The 23,194-nt window shown below is 72.1% G+C and carries 26 protein-coding genes; 14 read left to right on the top strand and 12 right to left on the bottom strand.

Annotation, left to right across the window (positions count from 1 at the left end):
* Positions 1 to 2 precede the first annotated feature (2 nt).
* From holA to D3218_RS05395, 3 genes are all read left to right on the top strand, one after another.
* A complete protein-coding gene (gene holA, locus D3218_RS05405; RefSeq protein WP_119538861.1) occupies positions 3 to 1,049 on the top strand; it encodes a DNA polymerase III subunit delta in 1,047 nt (348 codons plus the stop codon).
* A 157-nt stretch (positions 1,050 to 1,206) separates the two neighbouring features.
* Positions 1,207 to 2,250 (top strand): aldo/keto reductase, encoded by a 1,044-nt coding sequence (locus tag D3218_RS05400; RefSeq protein ID WP_119538860.1) that lies wholly within the window; start codon positions 1,207 to 1,209, stop codon positions 2,248 to 2,250.
* Between the two features lie 65 nt (positions 2,251 to 2,315).
* Positions 2,316 to 2,720: a lysozyme inhibitor LprI family protein gene (locus D3218_RS05395; protein ID WP_119538859.1), complete on the top strand. Its 405-nt coding sequence runs from the start codon at positions 2,316 to 2,318 to the stop codon at positions 2,718 to 2,720.
* A gap of 20 nt (positions 2,721 to 2,740) precedes the next feature.
* Here the strand turns inward: D3218_RS05395 and D3218_RS05390 are convergent, their stop codons facing one another.
* From D3218_RS05390 to mnmG, 4 genes are all read right to left on the bottom strand, one after another.
* Positions 2,741 to 3,715: a ParB/RepB/Spo0J family partition protein gene (locus D3218_RS05390; RefSeq protein WP_119538858.1), complete on the bottom strand. Its 975-nt coding sequence runs from the start codon at positions 3,713 to 3,715 to the stop codon at positions 2,741 to 2,743.
* 88 nt (positions 3,716 to 3,803) lie between these two features.
* On the bottom strand, positions 3,804 to 4,589 hold the full coding sequence (locus D3218_RS05385) for a ParA family protein (protein ID WP_425359289.1): 786 nt from the start codon (positions 4,587 to 4,589) through the stop codon (positions 3,804 to 3,806).
* Between the two features lie 85 nt (positions 4,590 to 4,674).
* On the bottom strand, positions 4,675 to 5,337 hold the full coding sequence (gene rsmG / locus D3218_RS05380; RefSeq protein ID WP_119538856.1) for a 16S rRNA (guanine(527)-N(7))-methyltransferase RsmG: 663 nt from the start codon (positions 5,335 to 5,337) through the stop codon (positions 4,675 to 4,677).
* Between the two features lie 64 nt (positions 5,338 to 5,401).
* A complete protein-coding gene (gene mnmG / locus D3218_RS05375) occupies positions 5,402 to 7,285 on the bottom strand; it encodes a tRNA uridine-5-carboxymethylaminomethyl(34) synthesis enzyme MnmG (RefSeq protein WP_119538855.1) in 1,884 nt (627 codons plus the stop codon).
* Between the two features lie 121 nt (positions 7,286 to 7,406).
* Between mnmG and D3218_RS05370 the strand changes: the two genes are divergently transcribed.
* On the top strand, positions 7,407 to 7,721 hold the full coding sequence (locus D3218_RS05370) for an ArsR/SmtB family transcription factor (RefSeq protein ID WP_119538943.1): 315 nt from the start codon (positions 7,407 to 7,409) through the stop codon (positions 7,719 to 7,721).
* Positions 7,722 to 8,121: 400 nt separating this feature from the next.
* Positions 8,122 to 8,685, top strand: coding sequence for a Uma2 family endonuclease (locus tag D3218_RS05365; protein ID WP_119538854.1), 564 nt, complete (start codon positions 8,122 to 8,124; stop codon positions 8,683 to 8,685).
* A 4-nt stretch (positions 8,686 to 8,689) separates the two neighbouring features.
* Here D3218_RS05365 and mnmE read toward each other — a convergent pair whose 3' ends face one another.
* The 6 genes from mnmE to hemE form a co-directional block, all read right to left on the bottom strand.
* Entirely contained in the window at positions 8,690 to 10,003 is a 1,314-nt protein-coding gene (gene mnmE, locus D3218_RS05360; RefSeq protein WP_119538853.1) for a tRNA uridine-5-carboxymethylaminomethyl(34) synthesis GTPase MnmE, read from the bottom strand.
* Positions 10,000 to 10,485, bottom strand: coding sequence for a YbaK/EbsC family protein (locus D3218_RS05355; RefSeq protein WP_119538852.1), 486 nt, complete (start codon positions 10,483 to 10,485; stop codon positions 10,000 to 10,002). The genes mnmE and D3218_RS05355 overlap by 4 nt, the downstream gene beginning before the upstream one ends.
* A 149-nt stretch (positions 10,486 to 10,634) precedes the next feature.
* Positions 10,635 to 11,900, bottom strand: coding sequence for a transcription termination factor Rho (gene rho, locus D3218_RS05350; RefSeq protein ID WP_119538851.1), 1,266 nt, complete (start codon positions 11,898 to 11,900; stop codon positions 10,635 to 10,637).
* Positions 11,901 to 12,102: 202 nt separating this feature from the next.
* Positions 12,103 to 12,636: a gluconokinase gene (locus D3218_RS05345; protein WP_425359287.1), complete on the bottom strand. Its 534-nt coding sequence runs from the start codon at positions 12,634 to 12,636 to the stop codon at positions 12,103 to 12,105.
* Between the two features lie 69 nt (positions 12,637 to 12,705).
* A complete protein-coding gene (gene hemJ / locus D3218_RS05340) occupies positions 12,706 to 13,236 on the bottom strand; it encodes a protoporphyrinogen oxidase HemJ (protein WP_119538850.1) in 531 nt (176 codons plus the stop codon).
* A gap of 254 nt (positions 13,237 to 13,490) precedes the next feature.
* Complete coding sequence (hemE, locus tag D3218_RS05335) at positions 13,491 to 14,513, bottom strand: uroporphyrinogen decarboxylase (protein ID WP_119538849.1); 1,023 nt, start codon at positions 14,511 to 14,513, stop codon at positions 13,491 to 13,493.
* A 610-nt stretch (positions 14,514 to 15,123) separates the two neighbouring features.
* Here hemE and D3218_RS05330 point away from each other — a divergent pair.
* The 5 genes from D3218_RS05330 (at position 15,124) to D3218_RS05310 (ending at position 19,010) form a co-directional block, all read left to right on the top strand.
* The gene (locus D3218_RS05330; RefSeq protein WP_119538848.1) at positions 15,124 to 15,723 is read left to right on the top strand and encodes a Maf-like protein; all 600 of its coding nucleotides are present in this window, start codon (positions 15,124 to 15,126) and stop codon (positions 15,721 to 15,723) included.
* Positions 15,716 to 16,552, top strand: a complete 837-nt coding sequence (locus tag D3218_RS05325) for a shikimate dehydrogenase (protein ID WP_119538847.1) — start codon at positions 15,716 to 15,718, stop codon at positions 16,550 to 16,552. Before D3218_RS05330 ends, D3218_RS05325 begins: the two co-directional genes overlap by 8 nt.
* Positions 16,549 to 17,145 carry a dephospho-CoA kinase gene (gene coaE, locus D3218_RS05320; RefSeq protein ID WP_119538846.1) on the top strand — a complete coding sequence of 199 codons (597 nt, stop codon included), beginning with the start codon at positions 16,549 to 16,551 and terminating at the stop codon, positions 17,143 to 17,145. Before D3218_RS05325 ends, coaE begins: the two co-directional genes overlap by 4 nt.
* Positions 17,146 to 17,201: 56 nt before the next feature.
* Entirely contained in the window at positions 17,202 to 17,912 is a 711-nt protein-coding gene (dnaQ, locus tag D3218_RS05315) for a DNA polymerase III subunit epsilon (protein WP_119538941.1), read from the top strand.
* Positions 17,913 to 18,092: 180 nt separating this feature from the next.
* Positions 18,093 to 19,010 (top strand): EamA family transporter, encoded by a 918-nt coding sequence (locus D3218_RS05310; RefSeq protein ID WP_245414924.1) that lies wholly within the window; start codon positions 18,093 to 18,095, stop codon positions 19,008 to 19,010.
* Positions 19,011 to 19,095: 85 nt separating this feature from the next.
* On the opposite strand, the gene secB is transcribed toward D3218_RS05310, so the two are convergent.
* Complete coding sequence (gene secB, locus D3218_RS05305) at positions 19,096 to 19,617, bottom strand: protein-export chaperone SecB (protein WP_119538844.1); 522 nt, start codon at positions 19,615 to 19,617, stop codon at positions 19,096 to 19,098.
* Between the two features lie 109 nt (positions 19,618 to 19,726).
* A complete protein-coding gene (locus D3218_RS05300; RefSeq protein ID WP_119538843.1) occupies positions 19,727 to 20,245 on the bottom strand; it encodes an FxsA family protein in 519 nt (172 codons plus the stop codon).
* A 148-nt stretch (positions 20,246 to 20,393) separates the two neighbouring features.
* Between D3218_RS05300 and D3218_RS05295 the strand changes: the two genes are divergently transcribed.
* From D3218_RS05295 to D3218_RS05280, 4 genes are read left to right on the top strand one after another with little or no spacing between them, the layout of a single operon-like run.
* Positions 20,394 to 21,086 (top strand): Tim44/TimA family putative adaptor protein, encoded by a 693-nt coding sequence (locus D3218_RS05295; protein WP_119538842.1) that lies wholly within the window; start codon positions 20,394 to 20,396, stop codon positions 21,084 to 21,086.
* A 19-nt stretch (positions 21,087 to 21,105) separates the two neighbouring features.
* Positions 21,106 to 22,245, top strand: coding sequence for a murein transglycosylase A (gene mltA / locus D3218_RS05290; RefSeq protein ID WP_119538841.1), 1,140 nt, complete (start codon positions 21,106 to 21,108; stop codon positions 22,243 to 22,245).
* On the top strand, positions 22,242 to 22,784 hold the full coding sequence (locus tag D3218_RS05285; protein ID WP_119538840.1) for a Smr/MutS family protein: 543 nt from the start codon (positions 22,242 to 22,244) through the stop codon (positions 22,782 to 22,784). Before mltA ends, D3218_RS05285 begins: the two co-directional genes overlap by 4 nt.
* Positions 22,781 to 23,176 (top strand): helix-turn-helix domain-containing protein, encoded by a 396-nt coding sequence (locus tag D3218_RS05280; RefSeq protein WP_119538839.1) that lies wholly within the window; start codon positions 22,781 to 22,783, stop codon positions 23,174 to 23,176. Before D3218_RS05285 ends, D3218_RS05280 begins: the two co-directional genes overlap by 4 nt.
* Positions 23,177 to 23,194: the final 18 nt, after the last annotated feature.

The following is a 23,194-nucleotide window of genomic DNA, read 5'->3' as shown; positions in this document are numbered from 1 at the left end:
GCTTGGCCAGCAAGAAGGCGCACGAGGTCGACGCCTTTCTGTCGCGCCCCGACACGTCCTTTCCGGTGATCCTGCTCTACGGGCCCGACCCCGGCCTCGTGTCGGAGCGGGCCGAGACGGTGGTCCGCCATTCGGGCGTGGCGCCGGACGATCCCTTCTCGCACGTGTCGCTCCAGGCCGACGAGCTGGAGCGCGACATCGGCCGCCTGTTCGACGAGGCGCGCACCCTCTCCCTGTTCGGCGGCCGACGCCTGGTGCGCGTGCGCGGGGCGGGCAACGGGCGCAACCTCGCCGACGCCGTGGCCGACCTTGCCGCCGACCCGCCGGCCGGCTGCACGGTGCTGATCGAGGCGGGCGACCTGCGCAAGAGCGCCCCGCTGCGCACCCAGGCCGAGCGCGGCCGCGCCGCGATGGCCCTGCCGTGCTTCCAGGACGAGGACAAGGCGCTCGACCGGATGATCGACGAGGAACTGGCGCAGGCGGGCCTCGCGATCGATCGCGCCGCGCGCGAGACCCTGCGCGCCCGGCTCGGCGCCGACCGGCTCGCCTCGCGCGGCGAAGTGCGCAAGCTCTGCCTCTTCGCGCTCGGCAAGGGCCAGATCACGCAGGAGGATGTGGAGGCGATCGTCGGCGACGTGTCGGCCGAGACGGTGGACGAGGCGGTGGACGCGGCGGCGAGCGGCGAGGTGAAGCGCCTGCCCGAGCTGATCGGCCGGCTCGTGTCCTCCGGCACCTCGACCTTCCAGCTTCACGGCGCGCTCCTGCGCTTTTTCCAGGCGCTGCAGGTGATGCGCGGCGAGGTGGAGGCGAAGGGTACGCCGGTGTCGGCCGTGGTGGAGCGCCGCCGCCCGCATTTCCGGCGGCGGCCGGCGCTCGAGGCGGCGCTCGGCGCCTGGGACGGGGCGGGCGTCGCCGCCGTGCTCGGGCGCCTGGAGCACGACATTCTCCTGTCGCGGCGCGAGAGCGCCCTGGCGGTGACGGTGATGCGGCGCAGCCTGATCGAGATCGGCGTCGAAGCGGCGCGACGGCGCGCCCGCGCCCGCCGCTGACGCATCGGCGGCGGCTCGGCCTGGTTTTCCGCCGAAACCCGCGCAAAAGATTTCAAATCGAAGCGCATCCGGCCACCATCGGGTCGGAGGATGTGCTTTAACGGCGGAAGGGCCGGCGGGAGGGTCGGTCCATGCATCCGCGAGGGGAGACCTTTCCATGGAATACAGGACGCTCGGACGGTCGGGACTGAAGGTCTCGGCGCTCACCATGGGCACGATGACCTTCGGGGGCGCCGGCGTTTTCGGCAGCGTCGGGGCCACCGACGCCCGCGAGGCGAGGGGGCTGATCCACCTCTGCCTCGACGCCGGCATCAACCTGATCGACACGGCCAACATGTATTCGGGCGGCCTGTCGGAGGAGATCATCGGCGAGGTGCTCGGGGCCGAGCGCCCGAACGACGTGCTCCTCGCCTCCAAGGTGCGCATGCGCATCGGCGAGGGGCCGAACGACGAGGGGCTGTCGCGCCATCACGTGATCCGCGAATGCGAGCGCTCGCTGAAGCGGCTCCGCACCGACGTGATCGACATCTACTACTGCCACGAATGGGACGGCACGACGCCGCTCGAAGAGACGATCGCCGCGCTCGACACGCTCGTCACCCAAGGTAAGATCCGCTACATCGGCTGCTCGAACTACGCGGCCTGGCAGGTGATGAAGGGGCTCGGCATCTCCGACCTCCACCACCACCCGCGCTTCGTCACCCAGCAGATCCACTACACGCTGGAGGCGCGCGAGGCCGAATACGAGCTGCTGCCGCTCTCGGTGGACCAGGGCCTCGGGGTCCTCGTCTGGAGCCCGCTCGCCGGCGGCCTCCTGTCGGGCAAGCACCGGCGCGGCGCGTCGGCCGAGGGCTCGCGCCTCACCGCCGGCTGGACCGAGCCGCCGATCCGCGACGAGGACCGTCTGTGGCGGATCGTGGACGTGCTCGCCGAGATCGGGGAGGGCAGGGGGGTCTCGGCCGCGCAAGTTGCGCTCGCCTGGCTGCTCGGCCGCCCCGCCGTCGCCTCGCTCGTCATCGGCGGACGCCGCGAGGACCAGTTCCGCGACAACATCGCCGCCGCCTCGCTGAAGCTCACCGACGACGAGCGCAAGCGTTTGGACGATGTCAGCCGCCCGCCGGTGCTCTATCCCTACTGGCACCAGTACAACACGGCGCGCGACCGGTTCGGCCCGGCCGACCGGGTGCTCGACCACGGCTGAGGGCCGCGCGTTTCGACCCACGGCGCCGGTTCCGGCCGGCGCCCCTTTCCCGGGAGACGACACCCATGCGCCTTGCACCCGCTCTCGCGGCCTTCCTCGCCCTCGCCGCACCGGCCCGCGCGCAGGAGGTCGACTGCACCGATCCGCAGACCCAGACCGCGCTCACGCACTGCGCGGCAGCCGACGCGGATGCGGCGGACGAGACGCTGAACGCCCTCTACGGTCAGGTGCGCGAGCGCCTCGCGGACGACCGGGGCGGGCTCGACCTTCTTCGGGACGCCCAGCGGGCGTGGATCGCCTATCGCGACGCGGAATGCGCCTTCCGCGCCTCGGCCGTCCAGGGCGGCAGCGCCCAGCCCATGGTGGAGGCCCAGTGCCTCGCCGACACGTCGAGGGCGCGAAGCGCCGACCTCCGGGGCTACCTCGCCTGCGAGGAAGGGGACATGAGCTGCCCCGTTCCGGCAGAGTGAGCCGTTCGGACTAAGCCGGCTTACAGATTGCGGATGCGCGGGCCGGCTTCCCCCGCGACATGACCACCCGCCTGGAGCAGGCGGCACACCGCGTCGAGCTGGTCGAGGTCGCGGAAGGCGAGGTGCAGCGTGCCGCCCTGGCCCGCCATGTCGATCGTCACGGGCAGGCCGAGCGTCTCGGACAGGAGGTCGGCCAGCGCGCGCGCGTCGGAGGCTTCCGGCGCGGCAGGGGCGACCGGCGTGCGCTTGCGCGGCAGCGGCTTCGGGGCGGGCGGCGCCTCGGGTCCGCGGGCGAGGCTTTCCGCCTCGCGCACGCTGAGGCCCTCGTCCACGATGCGACGCGCGAACCGCTCGGGATCGTCCTGCGCGACGGCCGTGCGCGCGGCGCCCGCCGACAGTTCGCCCCGCTGCACCATGTCCTTGACGCTGTCCGGCAGCTTCAGGAGGCGGAGCGTGTTGGCGACGTGGCTGCGGCTCTTGCCCACCACGTCGGCAAGGTCGGCCTGGGTGTAGCCGTGCTCGGCGATCAGCATCTCGTAGCCCATCGCCTCCTCGATCGGGTCGAGGTCGGCGCGCTGGACGTTCTCGATGATGGCGATCTCGAGCGACTGCCGGTCGGAGATCTCGCGCAGGACGATCGGCACGTCCTTGGACCCGGCGGCCTTGGCGGCGCGCCAGCGTCGCTCGCCGGCGACGATCTCGAAGCCCGCAGCGCCCTCCACCCGGCGCACCAGGATCGGCTGCACCACGCCGTGCTGCCGCACGGAGGCGGTGAGTTCGGCGAGCTCCGCCTCGTCGAAGTGGCGACGGGGGTTCTTCGGGTTGGGGCGCAGCTCGGCGGGCGCGACGCGCCGTTCGCCGGCCGGCGCCTCGCGCGCCATGGCCGGGCCCGGAAAGGCGGTCCCCGCGCGCGACGGCAGCGCCGAGGACGCCGACCCGCCGATCAGGGAGGCGAGCCCGCGACCCAGCCTCTGGCGTCCCTTGTCCTCGTTCATGCCGGTCTCCTGGAATTCGTGGGGGGCGCGGTGGCCCCGTGCGGCGGTCGGCCCGCCCGTGGGGATGGGCCCGTGGGAATGGAACGGATCAGGCCGCCGCGAGCTCGCGCTCGCGCTGGATCACCTCGGAGGCGAGGCGGATATAGGCCTGGCTGCCGGGGCACTTCATGTCGTAGAGGATCGCCGGTTTGCCGAAGCTCGGCGCCTCCGAAACGCGCACGTTGCGCGGGATCACCGTCTCGTAGACGTGGTCGCCCATATAGGAGCGCACGTCGCGCACCACCTGGCTCGCCAGGTTGTTGCGCCCGTCGAACATGGTCAGCACGATGCCATGGAGCGACAGGGCGGGGTTCAGCGTGTCGCGCACCTGCTCCACCGTCTCCAGAAGCTGGCTGAGCCCTTCAAGCGCGAAGAACTCGCATTGCAGCGGCACCAGGATCGCGTCCGCCGCGGCCATGGCGTTCACGGTGAGCAGGTTGAGCGAGGGCGGGCAGTCCACCAGCACGAAATCGAAGCGCGCGGTCTCCTCGACATGGAAGTGCAGCGCGTCGCGCAGGCGGTAGGCGCGGCTCGCGGCGCTCGATATCTCCATCTCGACGCCAAGGAGGTCGAGCGTCGACGGCACCACCCAGAGGTTGGGGACCGCCGTCTCCATCGCGGCCTCGGTGACCGAGGCGTTCTCCACCAGGACGTCGTAGGACGAGACCGCCCGGTCCTCGCGGTCGATGCCGAGACCGGTGGAGGCGTTGCCCTGCGGATCGAGGTCGATCAGCAACGTGCGCTTGCCGATGGCCGCCAGCGCCGTCGCGAGGTTGATCGCCGTGGTCGTCTTGCCGACGCCGCCCTTCTGGTTCGCAACCGTGATGACGCGCATGCGCGGGACGGAAAGCGTGTCCATGTCTCAACTCCACCCGGACTGGCCAAGCCGGGCCCATGCTTTCGGTTGTGGTCGGCGTCCCTCAGGGGGCGCGGAGACGCTCCAGCGAGCGGATCTCCAGAAGCACCGAGCCGTCCTCGACCGGCGACGCATGCTTTACCATGTCGAAGCGCCAATGGGCAGCGGCCTCAGCGATTTCGCTCTCGTGCGCGCGGCCCTTCAGGAACCAGAACACGGCGTCCGGTGCGGCGTGCGGGGCGACCAGCGCGAACAGATCGTCCAGGGAGGCGAGGGCACGGGCGCTGATCGCCTGGACCGCGGAGAGCACCGCGCCGCAATCCTCGATCCGCGCGGCGTGGACGGTGACGGGCAGCGCCAGCTCGCGCGCCACGGTGCGCAGGAACGCCGCCTTCTTGGCATTGCTCTCGACCAGATGCACCTCGGCGCCCTCGCGATCGGCGACGAGGATCCCGAGGACAAGGCCCGGAAGACCCGCTCCCGACCCGAGATCGGCCCAGCGCACGGTGCCGCGCGCCCGCTCGCCCAGCACGAGGCCGTCCTCGACGTGCCGGGTCCAGATTTCGGGGATCGTGGCGGGCGACACGAGATTGATGCGGGCCTGCCACGTGCGCAGCAAGGCGACATAGGCGTCGAGCCGCTCCAGCGTTTCACGTGAAACACCGTGCCGCGACAGGACCAGCGCGCGCTCCTCGGCGAGCTTGGCCTCGGTGGCCGCCTTGCCCATGCGGGGGCGGGGCGCAGGCCGCTTCGGCGCGGCGGCGGGGCGAGGGGGCGGCGCGCCCCGGCGGTCACGCGGCGTGCGCAAGGTCTTGCTTTCGAAGCGCCACGAGGAGGAGCGCCAGGGCGCTCGGCGTCATCCCGTCGATCCGCTCCGCCTCGGCGAGGCTGCCGGGCCGGCGCTCCACCAGCTTCTGGCGAAGCTCGTTGGACAGACCCTTGATCGCGGCGAAGTCGAACCCCGCGGGAAACTGCCGCGCTTCGTCGCGCTTCAACTGCGCCTGGTCGCGTCGCTGGCGATCCAGATACACGTCGTAGACCGCCTCGATCTCGATCCGCTCCCGAACCGATCCCTCCATCGCGCCGAGTTCGGGCCAGACCGCGGCGAGCCGTTCGAGGTCTATATCGGCATGCGACAGCAGGATCCAGGCCGAGCGCGTGCGCCCGTCCTGGTTCACCGGGAGACCGCGACGGGCCGCCTCGCTGCTGGTGAGGCTGAGGGTCTGGAGGCGCGCACGGGCCGCGGCCAGCGCCGTTTCGCTCGCCCCGAAGGCGGCGCGGCGCTCGGGCTCGGCGATCCCCCAGCCGATCGCGAGCGGCGTCAGCCGTCGGTCCGCATTGTCGGCGCGCAGCGACAGGCGGAACTCGGCGCGGCTGGTGAACATGCGGTAGGGCTCGGTGACGCCGGTGCGCGTCAGGTCGTCCACCATTACGCCGAGATAGGCGTCGGACCGGTCGATCACTGCAGGCTCGGCACCGCACGCCCGGCGCGCTGCGTTGAGCCCGGCGAGAAGCCCCTGCGCCGCCGCTTCCTCGTAGCCCGTGGTGCCGTTGATCTGGCCGGCCAGGAACAGGCCGGGCGCGGCGCGCGCCTCCAGCGCGCGCGTCAGCTCGCGCGGGTCGACATGGTCGTATTCGATCGCATAGCCGGGCTTCAGCACAGCGACGCGCTCGAGACCGGGAAGCGAGCGCAGGAAGAGCTCCTGCACGTCGGCGGGCAGCGAGGTCGACAGGCCGTTGGGATACACGGTCGCATCGTCCAGCCCCTCCGGCTCCAGGAAGACCTGGTGGCCGTCGCGCTCCCCGAACTTGACGATCTTGTCCTCGATCGAGGGACAGTAGCGCGGGCCGACGCCCTCGATCTCGCCGGAATAGAGCGCCGAGCGATGGAGGTTGTCGCGGATGATCCGGTGGGTCTCGGGCGTCGTGCGGGTGATGCCGCAATCGATCTGCCGGTTGTCGATCCGCGTGGTGAGATAGGAGAAGGGATAGGGTTCGGCGTCCGGCCCCTGCCGGTCGAGCCCTGCCCAGTCGATCGTCGCGCCGTCGAGGCGGGCGGGCGTTCCGGTCTTCAGGCGGCCGAGCCGAAGGCCCAGCCGGCGCAGCGTGGCGGACAGGCCGAGCGAGGGCCGCTCGCCGACCCGGCCTGCCGGGATCTTGACGTCGCCGAGGTGGATCAGCCCGTTCAGGAACGTGCCGGTGGTCAGGACCGCCGCGCCGCAGCCGATGCGCCGCCCGTCTTCCAGCATCACGGCACAGACCCGGCCGCCGGCGTCGAAGCCGAGGTCGAAGGCGTCGCCCTCCATCACGCGAAGGCCGTCCTGCCGGCGCACCGCCTCCTGCACGGCGGCGCGGTAGAGCTTGCGGTCGGCTTGGGTCCGGGGCCCGCGCACGGCCGGGCCCTTGCGCCGGTTGAGGAGGCGGAACTGGATGCCGCCCCGGTCCGCCGCACGGCCCATCACCCCGCCCAGCGCATCGATCTCGCGCACGAGGTGGCCCTTGCCGATGCCGCCGATCGCCGGGTTGCAGCTCATGGCGCCGACGGTCGCGAAGGCATGGGTGAGAAGGATCGTCGCCGCGCCGGCGCGAGCCGCCGCGCAGGCCGCCTCCACGCCCGCGTGGCCGCCGCCGATCACCACGACGTCGGCGGAAAGATCCGTTGGGTTCTGCGTCATGGGAAAGGGTTAAGCCCTGCTGCCGGGAGCGTGTCAATCGATCCCGCGCGCCGCGCCGCCGGGAAACGCGGGCCCACGCACCGGGCGTTGCGAATCACATAAGTACCTGCTTATGTATGGCATGGTCGAGAACGAGATCTTCCGGGCGCTGGCCGATCCGACCCGCCGCACGATCTTCGAGCGGCTGGCGGCCGGGCGGATGAACGCCAGCGCGCTGCGGGCGGACCTAGCGATCAGCCAGCCCGCCATGTCGCAGCATCTCTCCGTGCTGCGGGGCGCGGGCCTCGTCCGCCAGGAGCGCTGCGGGCGCTTCGTGAACTACGAGGTGGACCCGGCGGGGGTGGCGCGGATCGCGCAATGGCTCGACCGGTATCGCGCCTATTGGCCGGCGCGGATCGACGCCCTGCGCGACGTCCTCCGGGAGATGGACCCATGAGCGAACGCGAACCCCGGCTCCGCCCGGCGATCGATCTCGAGGTCGAGCTCGCGGCGCCGCCGCACAAGGTCTGGCTGGCGCTGACGACCCCGTGCTGGCGCGACCGATGGCTGTCCGCCGCCGATCTCTGCCCGGCCGAACCCGTTGCGAGCGTTCCGGGGCGGGAGGCCCGCTACCGGACGCGCGAGGCGACACCGCCCTTTCGCGAAAGCGTGGTGACCTTCAGCATCGCGCCGACCGACGGCGGCGGAACGCGGCAGAGGACGCCCTGGAATGGGGCCTCATCGACCGCGTCCTCGACAGGCGGGAGGCGGTGGCGGCCTAGGCACTTTCCCCTTCAAGCCCAGGGCGGTCCGGCCTATCTTGGCGGGGGACACCAACCGGGTACGAGGACAACCTGATGAGCGTCGTTTCCGCCGTGGTTCCATGGACGACCGACGCGTTCCTCGACTGGCAGGCGGAACAGGACGACCGCTACGAACTCGTGGACGGCTTTCCGCTGAAGATGATGACGGGCGCCACGCGTCGGCACGACCTCGTCGTGGTGAACATCCTCGTGGCTTTGAGGATCCGCCTTCGCAACGGACCCTGCATTCCGTTCACCGCCGACGGCGCGGTGGAGACGCGGCCCGGACAGATCCGCCGTCCCGACGTCGGCGTTGACTGCGGACCGACCGACCCGGATGCGCGGATCGCCAGCGAGCCCACCGTCGTATTCGAAGTCCTGTCACCCTCCACGCGCGACTTCGACCGGTTGCGCAAGATCGGCGAATACAAGTCCATGCCGTTGCTGCGCCATATCGTGCTGATGGAGCCGGACCGCTCTCACGCCGTCGTATGGTCCCGGATCGAAAGGGCGGACTGGGAGGAGCACACCCTGGAAGGGATGGAAGCCGTGCTTCCGCTTCCCGGCATCGCGATCGAACTGCGGCTGGACGAACTCTACGAGGGCGTGCTGGCCTGACGCCTCACTTGCCGATGCAGAACTCGCCGAAGATGACGCCGAGGAGGTCCTCGACACCGCGGCGCCCGGTCAAGGCGCCGAGGCGGTCGGCGGCCAGACGCAGCGTCTCGGCGGCGACTTCGGCCGGCTGGTGCAGGGGATCGTAGGCGTCGAGATGGGCCAGCGTGCCGGCCACCACCTCGCGCTGGCGCAGGCGTGCCGGCACGGCGCGGGCGGGGTCGCCCGCCGCCTCGCGCGCGGCGTCGGCGACGCGGCGCACCAAGGCGTCGATCCCCTCGCCGGTGCGGGCGGACAGTGCCAGATCGAAGCCCGCCGGCGGCGGGCCGTCCGGCGCGAGATCGCGCTTGGTGCGCAGCCGCAGGACAGGCGCCTCCCCCTCCAGCTCGCCCGCCTCCTCGCCGGGCGCCACCAGTTGGAGCACGAGATCGGCCTGCCGCAGCGCAGCGCGGGCGCGCTCGACGCCGATCGCCTCCACCGCGTCGTCCGCCGCGCGCAGGCCCGCCGTGTCGGAGAAGCGCACCGGAACGCCGCCGAGATCGAGCCGGGTCTCGATCACGTCGCGCGTCGTGCCGGGCACCGGCGAGACGATCGCCACCTCGCGCTCGGCCAGCGCGTTCAGGAGGCTGGACTTGCCGGCATTGGGCGCACCGGCGATCACCACGTGGAACCCGTCGCGCCAAATTTCGCCGCGCCGCGCCTCGGCAAGGCTCCGCCGCATCTCGCCCGCCAGAGCCGCCACCTCGGCCGCGACGCCCCCCGCCACGTCGTCGGCGACGTCACCCTCGTCGGAAAAGTCGAACGCCGCCTCGATCAGGGCGCGCGCCCGCAGGAGCCGCGCCATCCACGCGTCGGCAAGCTGGCGAAGGCTGCCCCCGGCCTGCGCCATCGCCCGGGCACGCTGCCCTTCGGTCTCGGCGGCCAGGAGATCGGCGAGACCCTCGGCCTCGGTCAGGTCGATCCGCCCGTTCTCGAAGGCGCGGCGGGTGAACTCGCCGGCCTCGGCGAGGCGCACGCCCGAAATGCCGGTGAGGGCGGCCAGCATGGCGGCCGCCACCGCCCGGCCGCCGTGGACGTGGAACTCGGCCAGATCCTCGCCCGACACCGAGCCGGGCCCGGGGAAGAACAGGAGGAGGCCCCGGTCGATCGGCACGCCGGACCGGTCGCGGAAGGTGCGAAGGCTCGCGCGGCGCGGGTCCGGCACTCCGCCGGCCAGGCTTTCCATCGCCAGCCGCGCCGCCGGCCCGCTGACGCGCAGCACCGCGATGCCGGCGGGCAGCGCGCCCGAGGACAGCGCCGCGATCGTGTCCTCGGCCCTCACCGGACGTCGATCACGCGCGCGTCGCAGGCGATGCGCAGGGCCTCGGGCACCGTCTCGAACACGTGGAAGGGCGTGCCCGCCGCGGCCCACACGAAGGGAAAGCCGAGAAGGTCGCGGTCCATGAAGGTCGCGAGCGGCTCCGGGGCGCCCAGCGGCGCGACGCCGCCGATCGCAAAACCCGTCGCCCGGCGCACGAACTCGGCGTCGGCGCGCGCCAGCGGCTCGCCGATCGCGCCGGCGGCGGCCGCCTCGTCCACCCGGTTGGCGCCCGACACGAGCAGGAGATAGGGCGCGCCCGTGTCGCGCCCCCGGAACACGAGGCTCTTGACGATCTGGCCGACCTCGACCGAGACCGCCGCCGCGGCCTCGGCGGCCGTGCGCGCGATGGTCGCGGTCTCCACCACGCGGATCGGCAGGCTGCGCGCCAGCGCCGCGATCTCGACGCGGCGCACGGCATCGGGGCGGGAGGGCGTGTCGGACATGGCTCGGGCTCCGCTGGCGCTTCGGCTCCAGGCTCTAGAGCATTTCGCGCCGGGGGTGAACGGCCTCGGCGGCTTGGGCGCCCGCCTCACGAAAAAGGCCGCCGTGTCGCCACGGCGGCCTCGGGAAGCGTCCGTCCGGCGGCTCGCCGTCAGGTGTTCATGGAATCGAAGAAGTCGGCGTTGCTCTTGGTCTGCTTGAGCTTGTCGTTCAGGAACTCGATCGCGTCCGTGGTGCCCATGGGCGCCAGGATGCGACGCAGCACGAAGATCTTCTGCAGGTCCTGGCGCGGCACCAGGAGATCCTCCTTGCGCGTGCCGGACTTGAGGATGTCCATCGCCGGGTAGATGCGCTTGTCGGCGACCTTGCGGTCCAGCACGATCTCCGAGTTGCCGGTGCCCTTGAACTCCTCGAAGATCACCTCGTCCATGCGCGAGCCGGTGTCGATCAGGGCCGTCGCGATGATGGTGAGCGAGCCGCCCTCCTCGATGTTGCGCGCCGCGCCGAAGAAGCGCTTGGGCCGCTGGAGGGCGTTGGCGTCGACGCCGCCGGTCAGCACCTTGCCGGAGGAGGGCACCACCGTGTTGTAGGCGCGCCCGAGGCGGGTGATGGAATCAAGGAGGATCACCACGTCGCGGCCGTGCTCCACCAGGCGCTTGGCCTTCTCGATCACCATCTCGGCGACCTGCACGTGGCGCTGCGCCGGCTCGTCGAAGGTGGAGGAGACGACCTCGCCCTTCACCGAGCGCTGCATGTCGGTCACCTCCTCCGGCCGCTCGTCGATCAGGAGCACGATGAGGTAGCACTCGGGATGGTTGGCGGTGATCGAATGGGCGATGTTCTGCATCAGCACCGTCTTGCCGGTGCGCGGCGGCGCGGTGATCAGCGCGCGCTGGCCCTTGCCGAGCGGGGCGACGAGGTCGATCACCCGGGCCGACAGGTCCTTCTTGGTGGGATCCGGGTTCTCCATCCGGAACCGCTCGTTCGGGTAGAGCGGCGTCAGGTTGTCGAAGTGGCTCTTGTGCTTGATCTTCTCCGGGTCGTCGAAGTTGATCGTGTTGACCTTGAGCAGCGCGAAGTAGCGCTCGCCGTCCTTGGGGGAGCGGATCGTCCCCTCCACCGTGTCGCCGGTCTTCAGCGAGAAGCGTCGGAGCTGGGAGGGCGAGATGTAGATGTCGTCCGGGCCGGGCAGGTAGTTGGCCTCGGGGCTGCGCAGGAAGCCGAAGCCGTCCTGCAGCACCTCGACCACGCCCTCGCCGATGATCTCGACGTCCTGCGCAGCCAGGCGCTTCAGGATCGCGAAGAGCAGTTCCTGCTTGCGCAGCACGGAGGCGTTCTCGACCTCATTCTCCTCGGCGAAGGCGACGAGCTCGGCGGCGTTCTTGTTCTTGAGGTCCTGGAGTTTGATCTCGGACATGGCATGGGCTCCAACCCGAGCCGGACCGGTGGCGGTCGCGCGGCATGGGGGCGTCAACGAAACGGGGGAAGGGTCGGCCGGAACGAGGATGGACGTGTTCGGCTGAAAAGGCGGGACGTGGGACATGGCCGCGTCGCGCCGGAGGCGGGATACGCCTCCTTCTATAATCGCGCCGGGGCGCGAGCGCAAGGGCAGCCGGACGTCAGGCCGCCTCGGGCGCCAGCTTGCGCAGGGCATCGGCCACGACGGCCTCCGGCGTCTGCTCCACCGAGACGCGCACGCCGTCCTCTCCCGCCTCCAGCGGCTCGAAGTCGGCATATTGCGAGGCGAGCAGCGAGGGCGGCATGTAGTGGCCTCGGCGCTTCTCCATCCGTTCGCGGATCACGGCCTCGTCGGCCTCCAGCTCCACGAAGCGCACACGGGCCTCCGCCCCTCGGAGCACGTCGCGATAGCGCCGCTTCAGCGCCGAGCAGGTGATGACCGTCGAGCGCCCGTCCTCCGCCTCGTCCGACACCCAGTCGCGGATCGCCACGAGCCAGGGCGCCCGGTCCTCGTCGTTCAGGGGAATGCCCGCCGACATTTTGTCGATATTGGCCTTCGGATGGAACTCGTCGGCCTCCGCGAAGGTCCATCCGAGCTGTCCGGCCAGGCCCTTGGCCGTGGTCGTCTTGCCGGTGCCCGACGGGCCCATGACGACGAGGCAGACGGGGCGGTCGGACGCGGGACTCTCGGGCAAGGCAATCGGCTCCGGCTGACGAACTTCCGCCTTAGATCGCAAAGGCGCGGCCCATGGCAAGGCATCCGCCTACCATTGCCGCACCACCACGACCAGCACCACGATCACCACCATCAGCAGCGCCGGAACCTCGTTCATGATGCGCCAGTGCCGGCTCGACCGGGTGATCTCGTCGCGCTCCAGCCGCTTGCGCGAGGCGGAGAAGTAGCCGTGCAGCCCCGACAGAAGCACCACGAACAGCACCTTGGCATGCAGCCAGCCGCCCCGGAACGCATAGATCTCGATCGCCAGCCACAGGCCCGCCACCCAGGTCACGATCATCGCCGGGTTGACGATGCCGCGCATCAGGCGCCGCTCCATCACCTTGAACGTCTCGGCCTGCGGCGAGCCCGCGCCCGCCTCCGTGTGGTAGACGAAGAGCCGCGGCAGGTAGAGCATGCCCGCCATCCAGGAAATCACCGCCAGGATGTGCAGGCTCTTCACCCAGAGCTGCGCCTCGAGCGGCACGAAGCCGAACAACACCGCCGCCAGCACCGCGCCGCCCGCCAGCGAATACAGAAGCGAACGGTCCTTCGGAGCGGGCTTCGGCTGAACGGTCATGGCATCCTCCGGCGATCACCCCGCCTGCCTAGTCGAGAACCGCTCCAAACGGAAGCGGCGGGGTGGCGATGGCGGGGCTGCCGCCCCGATCCCCGCTCGGGAAGGAATTCCCGAACCCTTCTTTTCGTTTGGGACTTTTCCGACGTGCGGGAGGGCCGCAGGCCCTCCCGCACGTCGGACACATCGCAACCGAGGAGGGGTCCAGGGGAAATCATTTCCCCTGGCGGGGCCGGGGGCAGCGCCCCCGTCTTCGTCTACCCCCGCCGCACCCGTTCGACGAGGTGCTCGACATGGGCGACGGGCGCCTCCGGCGTGATGCCGTGGCCGAGGTTGAACACGAGGGGGCCCCGGCCGAGCTGCTCGAGGATGGCGTCGATCCCCTCGTCCAGCGACCGGCCGCCGGCGATCAGGCGCAGCGGGTCGAGGTTGCCCTGCACCGGGCCGCCACGCTGGAGCTCGGCGGCGAAGGAGAACGGCACGGACCAGTCGAGCCCGACGGCGTCGACGCCGGTGCCGGAACGATAGGCGGGAAGGAGGGGTCCCGCGCCCTTCGGAAAGCCGATGATGCGCGCGCCCGGCACGGCGGCGCGCACACGGTCCACGATGCGGCGGGTGGGGGCGATCGAGAAGCGCTGGAAACTCGGCTCGTCGAGGACGCCCGCCCAGGAATCGAAGATCTGCACGCAGTCGGCGCCGGCCTGGAGCTGGCGCACGAGATATTCGGCGCTCATCTCGGCGAGCAGCGCCACCAGTTCGTCCATCGCGTCCGGGTGGCGATAGGCGAAGAGGCGGGCCGGCGCCTGGTCGGGCGTCCCGTGGCCGGCGATCATGTAGGTGGCGACCGTCCAGGGCGCGCCGCAGAAACCGATCAGCGCGGTCTCGGCGGGCAGCTCGGCGCGCAGGCGCGCCACGGTGGCGATCACGGGCGCGAGGTGCGTCTCGGCCAGGGACGGGTCGAGGCCGGCGATCTCGTGCGGCGCGATCGGGTCCATGCGCGGACCCTCGCCCTGCACGAAGCGCACGTTGCGCCGCAAGGCGTCGGGGATCACCAGGATGTCGGAGAACAGGATCGCCGCGTCGAAGCCGAACCGGCGGATCGGCTGGAGCGTGACCTCGGTGGCGAGGTCCGGATTGTAGCACAGGTCCAGGAAGCCGCCGGCCCGGGCGCGCGTCTCGCGGTATTCGGGCAGGTATCGGCCGGCCTGGCGCATCAGCCAGATGGGGGGCGGGAAGACGCTCTCGCCGGCGAGGACGCGCATCAGCTTGCGCTCTTGCATGGAACACCTTTCGAGGCCGGAGGGCGAGGCGAGGGATGCCCCGTGCGGACGCCCACGTCCAGCCCCTTTCGGGGCGGTGCGACGGAGGGCGTCATCGTCCGGCGGCCGGCCGCGGCGGTTTTCCCGCCCGCCCCTCTTAGAAAAGAAATCCATGAAAAGAGAGATTCTGATTCTATGAGTCGGTGGATCATGGGAATTCACAACGGCGCGCCACAGCCGGCGGGAACGCGCCCGGTGGCGGGTTCATTCCTCGGGCGAAAAAGCGGCAGCGGCTGCGGGCATTTGGGCGAAACGGGGGTGGGCCGGCGCGCGAGGCTGTTCCCGCAGTTCACAGCCCGCCGCACACAGGGCCGCTCGCTTCATGATCTGTGGATGACGACCGGGTTTTCCGAAGGCGAGAAATCGCTTGGCGACGGGGAGCGCCGCCCGTCCCCTGATTCCCACAAGGGGGCGGAAATTGCGGGGGCCGCAGCGCCGGCGGCTTGCCCCGCGCCGAAGAATCGAGTCCGCCCGACCGCGAGGCTTTCCCGTCCCCGCACCCTTCACTAAACAGGGCGAGTTTGAACAAAGGTTTAACGGGCGCGACAACGTCCCGGAAAGGATATCGCGGATGGGAGAGGCTCTGGTGCTCGCTTCGGGGAGCCGTCACCGGCAGGCGCTGCTGCGCCAGGCGGGCATCGCGGCCGAGGCCGATCCGTCGAACCTTGACGAGCGGCTGGTGGAGGCGCCGCTCGGGGGCTCGGGCGCCACGCCGGACGAGGTCGCGCTGGTGCTGGCCGAGGCCAAGGCGACGGACGTCTCGGCCCGCCGGCCGGGGGCGCTGGTGATCGGGGCGGACCAGGTCCTGTCGGTGGGCGGCACGGTGCTGCACAAGCCGGCCGACATGGAGGCGGCGCGCCGCACGCTTCTCGCGCTCTCGGGCCGCACGCACCATCTCGACAGCGCGGTGGTGCTGGCGCGGGACGGCGAGGCGGTGTGGCGCCACGTCTCGCGCGCCTCGATCACCTTCCGCTCGCTGACGCCGCCCGAGATCGGACGCTATCTCGCGGCGGCCGGCGAGGGGGTCCTCACCAGCGTCGGCGCCTACCAGGTCGAGGGGCTGGGCCTGCGGCTGATGGAGCGGATCGAGGGCGACCTGTTCACCGTGATCGGCCTACCCATGCTGCCGCTCCTGGCCGAACTGCGGGCTCAGGGGGCGCTCGATGCCTGAGGCTTGCCGCGCCTTCGTCACCGGCTGGCCGATCGCCCATTCCCGCTCGCCGCTGATCCACGGCACCTGGCTGCGCGAACTCGGGCTCGCGGGCTCCTACGAGCGGATCGCGGTGCGGCCCGAAGGCTTCGCCGCCTTCCTGGAGGGTCTGGCGGCCGATGGCTTCGCGGGGGGCAACGTCACCATTCCCCACAAGGAGGCGGCGTTCGCCGCCTGCGCACGGCTGGACGCGGCGGCCGAGGCGATCGGCGCGGTCAACACGCTGTGGTTCGAGGGCGGTCGGCTCACCGGCGGCAACACCGACGCCTACGGCTTCTCCGCCAACCTCGACGAGCGGCTCGGCGGCTGGCGGGCGGCGGGTTCGGCCGTGGTGCTGGGGGCGGGCGGCGCGGCGCGCGCGGTGGTCCACGCGCTGCAGGCGGCGGGCGTGCCGCGCATCGCGATCGTGAACCGCACGCGCGAGCGGGCCGAGCGCCTGGCCGGGGCGTTCGGGGCCACGGCCCATGGGGAGGACGCGCTCGGCCGCCTTGCCCCGACCTGCGACCTCCTGGTCAACACGCGGCCGGCCGATCCCCAAGGCCTGTCCGAGGCCGACGCGCGGGCGATCGACGCCCTGCCCGGGGCGGCGCTGGTGAGCGACATCGTCTACGTGCCGCTGCGCACGCCCGTGCTCCTTGCCGCCGAGGCGCGGGGCCTCGGCACGGCGGACGGGCTCGGCATGCTCCTGCATCAGGCGGTTCCGGGCTTCGAGCGCTGGTTCGGGCACCGCCCCGCCGTGGACGGGGCGCTGCGCCGGGCGGTGATCGCCGATATCGAGGACCATCCGTGAAGGTCCTCGGCCTCACCGGCTCGATCGGCATGGGCAAGAGCACCACGGCCGAGATGTTCGCCGCGCTCGGCGTGCCGGTCCATTCCGCCGACGCGGCGGTGCATCGCCTCTACGCCGGCCGCGCCGCGCCGCTGGTGGAGGCGCGCTTTCCCGGCACGGTGCGGGGCGGGGTGGTGGACCGCGCGGCGCTCGGCGCGCGGGTGCTGGGCGACAAGGCGGCGCTCGCCGCGCTCGAGGCGATCGTCCACCCGCTGGTGCGCGAGGAGGAGCGGGCGTTCCTGGAGGCGGCGCACGGGGCGGGCGCGCCCTTCGCGGTGCTCGACATCCCGCTCCTGTTCGAGACCGGGGGGGAGGGCCGGGTCGACGCCGTCCTCGTGGTCAGTGCGTCGCCGGCCGTGCAGCGGGCGCGCGTCCTGGCGCGGCCGGGAATGACCGCGGACCGGTTCGCGGCGATCCTCGCCAGCCAGATGCCGGACACCGAGAAGCGCGCGCGCGCCGACTACGTGATCGACACCGGCGCGGGGCTGGAGGCGGCGCGCGCCGCGGTCGCGCGCGTCGCGGCCGAACTCCGGGAGGCGCGTCCCGCGGTTTGAGGCTTGCGCGCGGCGCCGCCCTGTCCGACATGGAAGGCGCAGCCTGCGAGGAGCCCATGCGCGAGATCGTCTTCGACACCGAGACCACGGGGCTCGACTTCGCGGAGGACCGCGTCATCGAGATCGGCGGCATCGAGCTCTGGAACCACATCCCGACCGGGCGCGAGTTCCACCGCTTCATCCGCCCGCAGGGCCGGAAGGTCGATCCCGGCGCCTTCGACATCCACGGCATCTCGGACGACTTCCTCAAGGACAAGCCCCTGTTCGCCGACGTCGTGGAGGATTTCCTCGCCTTCTTCGAGGATGCCCGGCTGATCGCGCACAACGGCACGTTCGACATGCGCTTCATCAATGCCGAGCTGGCGCGGCTCGACCGGCCGCCGATCCCGGCCGAGCGCCTCGTCGACACGCTGCCCATGGCGCGACGCAAGTTCCCGATGGCGCCGGCGACGCTGGACGCCCTGTGCTCGCGCTTCTCGATCGACACGTCGAAGCGCGACAAGCACGGGGCCCTGGTCGATTCGGAGCTCCTGGCGCAGGTCTATATCGAGCTGATCGGCGGCCGGCAGTCGGCGCTGCGGCTGGTCACCGAGGACGAGGCGCGCGCCAGCGAGGGCGGCGCCGCCGGCAGCGCGCGCGCCCTGCCGCCGCGCCCGGCGCCGCTCGCCCCCCGCCTCACCGACGCCGAGCGCGAGGCCCACCGCGCCTTCGTCTCCGGTCTCGGCGAGGCCGCGCTGTGGCGGCGCGTCGAGGGCTTCGACCCCTAAGCAACTGTCCTAGACGTCCGCCGGGTCGGCCCGGCGGTGCCATGCGCCACCCGTTTCCCCGCCGATCCCCGAAGATGCCGCCGCGCTCCGTGCCTCGCGGGCGGCGAAGATCCCTCGCCGGGGGAGTTTGTGGACGGACCCTCGGTGCCGGTCCGGCCCGCCGGGGGACCTTTCCAGGGCATGGCCGAGCCTCTAGAAGGCCGGATCATGGACACGCCGCTTCTTCCGTTTCGCCACTTCCTGCTCGGGCTCGCGGTGGTCGCCGTGTGGGGCACCAACTTCGTGGTGATCCACCAGGGTCTGGCGCACCTGCCGCCGCTTCTCTTCGCGGCGCTGCGCTTCCTGTTCGCGGCGCTGCCCGGCATCTTCCTGTTTCCCCGCCCGCGTGTGCCCTGGAGCCACCTGGCCGCCTACGGGGTGCTGATCGGCACCGGCCAGTTCGGCCTCCTGTTCATCGCCATGAACGGCCACATCTCGCCCGGCATCGCCTCGCTGGTGATCCAGATGCAGGTCTTCTTCACCATCGGGCTGGCCATGCGCCTGTCGGGCGAGACGGTGCGACCCTACCAGGGCGTGGCGCTGGCCCTCGGCCTTGCCGGCCTCGTGGTGATCCTCACCCACACGGACGGCTCCACCACGCCGCTCGGGCTCGGCCTCGTGCTGGTCGCGGCCCTGTCCTGGGCGGGCGGCAACATCGTGGCGCGGGCGAGCCGGGTCACCGACATGCTGCCCTACGTGATCTGGGGCAGCCTGTTCTCCGCGCCGCCGCTGTTCGCCCTGTCCTTCGCGCTGGAGGGCTGGGACGCCATCCGCGCGGGGATCGTCGGGGCCGACGTGCCGACCTGGGCCGCCGTCCTGTGGCAGACGGTGGGCAACACGATGTTCGGCTACGCCGCCTGGGGCTGGCTCCTGTCGCGCCATCCGGCGGCGGTGGTCACCCCCTTGGCGCTCCTGGTGCCGCTGTTCGGCATGGGCGCCTCGACCGTGCTCCTGGGCGAGTCGTTGCCGTTCTGGAAGATCGCGGCGGCGCTCCTGGTGATGTCCGGCCTCGTGGTCGGCCTCCTCTACCCGCGCTGGCGCAAGGCGCGAACCGCCTGAGGCGGCGGGCCGCCCCCCTGAAACGAAGAAGGGCGCCCCCGATCCCTCGGCGGCGCCCTTCTTTGTTCGTTGGGGTGCGGCGGCCTCAGGCCACCGGCTGCACCTGCGCCTTGGCCCGCTCCTCGGCGAGCCGCTGGGTGAACAGCGCCGCGAAGTCGATCGGGTCGATCATCAGCGGCGGGAAGCCCGCGTTGCGCGTGACGTCGGCCACGATCTGGCGCGCGAAGGGGAACAGCAGGCGCGGGCACTCGATGAACAGCACCGGCAGCATGTGCTCCTGCGGGAAGCCCTCGAGGCGGAACACGCCGCCGTATTCCAGCTCCACGTGGAACAGCGTGTCGGCTCCCTCGCCGGCGCGCGCGTTCAAGGTCAGGCGCACGTCGTACTCGTGATCGCCGCCCTGCACCGGGTTGGCTCCGACGTTGACGCCGATGTTGATGCCGGGGGCGCGCGACTGGCCGCGCAGCGAGGCGGGCGCGCCGGGGCTCTCGAAGCTCAGGTCCTTGATGTACTGGGCGAGGATGTTGAGCGAGGGCTGGGCCCCCTGGCTCGCACCGTTGGCGCCATTGGCGCCGTTGGCACCGTTGTTCTGGTCGATCTGGGACATCGGGGCTCCTCGGGCGCCCTGGGCGCCCCTTCCAAGATGGCGGCTCTTCCCGGCCGCGGCTCGGGGCCGCAGCTATCACGGCGCCGGGGGGTGAAACAAGCGCGCGGGGTCAGTGAAGCGTGCGCGGGCCGCGATCGTCCGGGTCCGGGCCCGGCCCGTCCAACGCCGTCCAGGGGCTGCCGTCGGCCCCGTCGCGCCGATGGAACTCGCCGCCCGACAGGTCGATCACCTCCGGTCCCGGCTGGCGCTGCGCGGGCCCGCGCGGGCCGACCACCACGACGCCGGCGCGCAGCCGGCGCCACACGAGATCGCGCACCGGCGGCAGGAACAGGAGAAGGCCGAACACGTCGGTCACAAAACCCGGCAGGATCAGGAGGATGCCCGCCAGCGCGATCATCGCGCCGTGCACGATCTCGCGCTCGGGCACCCGGCCGGCCCGCGCCTCGGCCTGCGCGGCGCGCAACGTCGACAGGGTCTGGCGCCGCAGCAGGAGCGATCCCACCACCATGGCGGCGATCACCAGCGCCAGCGTCGGCCAGACGCCGATGGCGCCGCCCACCCAGATGAACACGCCGATCTCGACGAGCGGCAGCGCCAGGAGCGCCAGGGGGATGAGGATCAGCGGCATGCGCGCGGAAGGTCTCCGAAGGGGCGGGAGCGTCCCGCCGGGGCGTCCCCAACATAGGACGCGGAAGCGTGAATTTGAATGCGGGGGTCGCTGCCTCTATATGAAGCGGACATAACCATCGCTTGATCTTCGGGACACACGGCACTTCATGGGCTTCGGGACGATCTTCTTCATCGTGGTGGCGGCGATCGTCCTGTACCAGCTCCGATCGGTGCTCGGCCGGCGCACGGGAAACGAGCGCCCGCCCTTCGATCCCTATTCCCGCCCGAGCGAGACGCAGGCGCCGGCGCAGGGCAACGTGGTCACGCTGCCCTCGCGCCGCGTCAATCCCGACGAGGCGAGCGTCTCGCCCTACGAGGCGATCGACAAGGTCGCCGTGCCCGGCACCCCGGCCAACGAGGGGCTGCGGCGGATCCGGGACGCCGATCCGAGCTTCGACGTCGGCACCTTCCTCGACGGGGCGCGCACCGCCTACGAGATGATCGTCACCGCCTTTGCCGACGGCGACCGCAAGCTCCTCCAGAACCTCCTGTCTCCGGAAGTCTACCAGGGCTTCGACGCCTCGATCGCCGAGCGCGAGCGCCGGGGCGAGCGGCTCCAGTCCTCGTTCGTCGGCATCAACGAGGCGACCGTCACCGGTGCCGAGATGAAGGAACGCGAGGCACTGGTCACGGTGCGCATCGTCTCCCAGCTCATCTCGGCGACGCTGCGGGCCGACGGCACGGTGGCGGAGGGCGATCCCGAAACCGTGGTCGAGGTCATCGACGTGTGGACCTTCGCCCGCGACACCCGCTCACGCGACCCGAACTGGCGCCTCGTGGAAACCGAGTCCGAGGACTGACCGGAGCCGGGGACACGCCATGTCCGCGCCGTCCGACCGAGCCGAGCCGCGCGAGGGGCCGAGCGTCGCCTCTCTCGGCTTCGCGCCCCTCGGCTTCGACCGCCTGACCCATTGGGGCCGCGCCGACCACCGCGCGGCCCTCCATGCGTTCCGGCGTTCCGCCCCGTCCCTGCTGCGCGTCGATCCCGCCGCTGCCGCAGGCCCGCTGCGGCGGGGCCGGTTCGCGCCCGCGGCCCGCGCGGTCCTCGAGGGGCCGGCGGATCCGTCCCGCACGGAGGCCCGCCTGTTCTTCGAGCGGTTCTTCCGCCCCGCCGAAATCCTGAGCGCCGGCGCGCCCGTGTCCGGCTTCGTGACCGGCTACTACGAGCCCGAGCTGCCGGCCTCGCGCCGCGCCACGCCCCGCTTCCGGGTGCCGCTCTACCGCCGGCCCGCCGATCTCGTCGCGGTGGCGGACGATTCGGCGGTGGCCGGCCTCGAGCCCGATACGCGCTTCGCCCTCCGCGCGGCCGACGGCCGCCTTCTCCCCTATCCCGACCGCGCGGCGATCGAAGGCGGCTGGCTCCGGGGGCGCGGGCTGGAGCTGGCCTTCCTGGAAAAGCCGGTGGACGCCTTCTTCGTCCACGTCCAGGGCTCGGCGCGCCTCGCGCTGCCGGGCGGCGAGACGATGCGGGTCGGCTACGCCGCCAAGAACGGCCATCGCTTCACCGCGATCGGGCGTGTCCTGGTGCAGGCGGGCGAGCTGCCGCTGGAAGGGGCCGACATGGCGGGCATCCGCCGCTGGCTGGCGGCACATCCCGATCGCGCCGACGCGCTCCTCCATCGCAACCGCTCCTTCATCTTCTTCCGCGAGGTCGCGGTGGAGCCGGGTGCCGGGCCGGTGGGAGGGGCGGGCGTGCCGCTCACCCCCTTCGGCTCGCTCGCCGTCGACGCGGGGCTGCACGCCTACGGCATGCCGGTCTTCGTGGAGGCGCCCGAACTTGCCGTGTCCGGCCGTCCGTTCCGCCGGCTCCTGGTCGCGCAGGACACCGGCTCGGCGATCGTCGGCCCGGCACGCGGCGACATCTTCACCGGCTCGGGCGACGCGGCGGGGCGCGTCGCCGGCGCGATCCGCCACCGGGCGCGCTGGCTCGCCCTCCTTCCGGTCGAGGCTCGGCCGTGAGGCGGCGCCGCGACCTCTCGGGCGAGGAGCGCCGGCTCTGGGCGAGCGTCGCGCGCTCGGCGGTTCCGCTGCCGGGCAGGACGACGCCGGACCTGCCGCCCGAGCCCGAACCGCCCGCGCCTGCGCCGGCCGCCGGCGCGACGCCGCCGCGGCCGAACGGCATGGCGGCGGCGCTCGTGCCCGCCACGCGCCGCCCCGCCGCCCCGCCCGCCCTCCAGCCGATCGACCGGCCGGTGCGGCGCAAGATCGGCAAGGGCCGGATCGAGCTGGAGGACCGGATCGATCTCCATGGCTGGAGCGAGGCGGTGGCGCACGGGGCGCTTCTCCATTTCCTGCGCGGCGCCAAGGCGCGAGGCCTGCGCCATGTGCTGGTGATCACCGGACGGGGCGCCTCGTTCGGCTCCACCGGCAGTCTCCGGCGCGCCCTGCCGCACTGGTTCGCCACGCCCGACTTCCGCGTCCTGGTGTCCGGCTACGATCAGGCCGAGCGCGGCCACGGCGGCGATGGGGCCTTCTATGTCCGGGTGCGGCGGCGATGACGCCCTTCGGCCTGCGGGTCCGCGCCCTGCGCGCCGAGCGCGGCATCACGCAAGGCGAGATGGCCGCCGCGCTCGGCGTCTCGGCCGCCTACCTGTCGGCGCTGGAGCACGGCAAGCGCGGACGCCCCACCTGGTCGATGCTCCAGCGCATCATCGGCTATCTCAACGTGATCTGGGACGACGCGGAGGAGCTGGAGCGGCTGGCCGAGCTCTCCCACCCCAAGGTCGTGCTGGAGACCGGCGCGCTCGGACCGGAGGCGACGGCCTTCGCGAACCGGCTCGCCGAGGCCCTGCCGACGCTCGCCCCGGACGACATCGCCGCCCTCGACGCGCTGCTGCAGGAGGCCGCCGCGCGCGCCGAGGCTGCCGCCCGGGCGCGGCGTCGGCGCTGACGCTCCCGCCGGGTGCGA

It is taken from the genome of Aureimonas flava, assembly GCF_003583935.1.
Classification (GTDB): Bacteria; Pseudomonadota; Alphaproteobacteria; order Rhizobiales; family Rhizobiaceae; genus Aureimonas; species Aureimonas flava.
The sequence above is the reverse complement of the archived record's forward strand: the minus strand, read 5'-3'. Positions and strand labels throughout refer to the sequence as shown.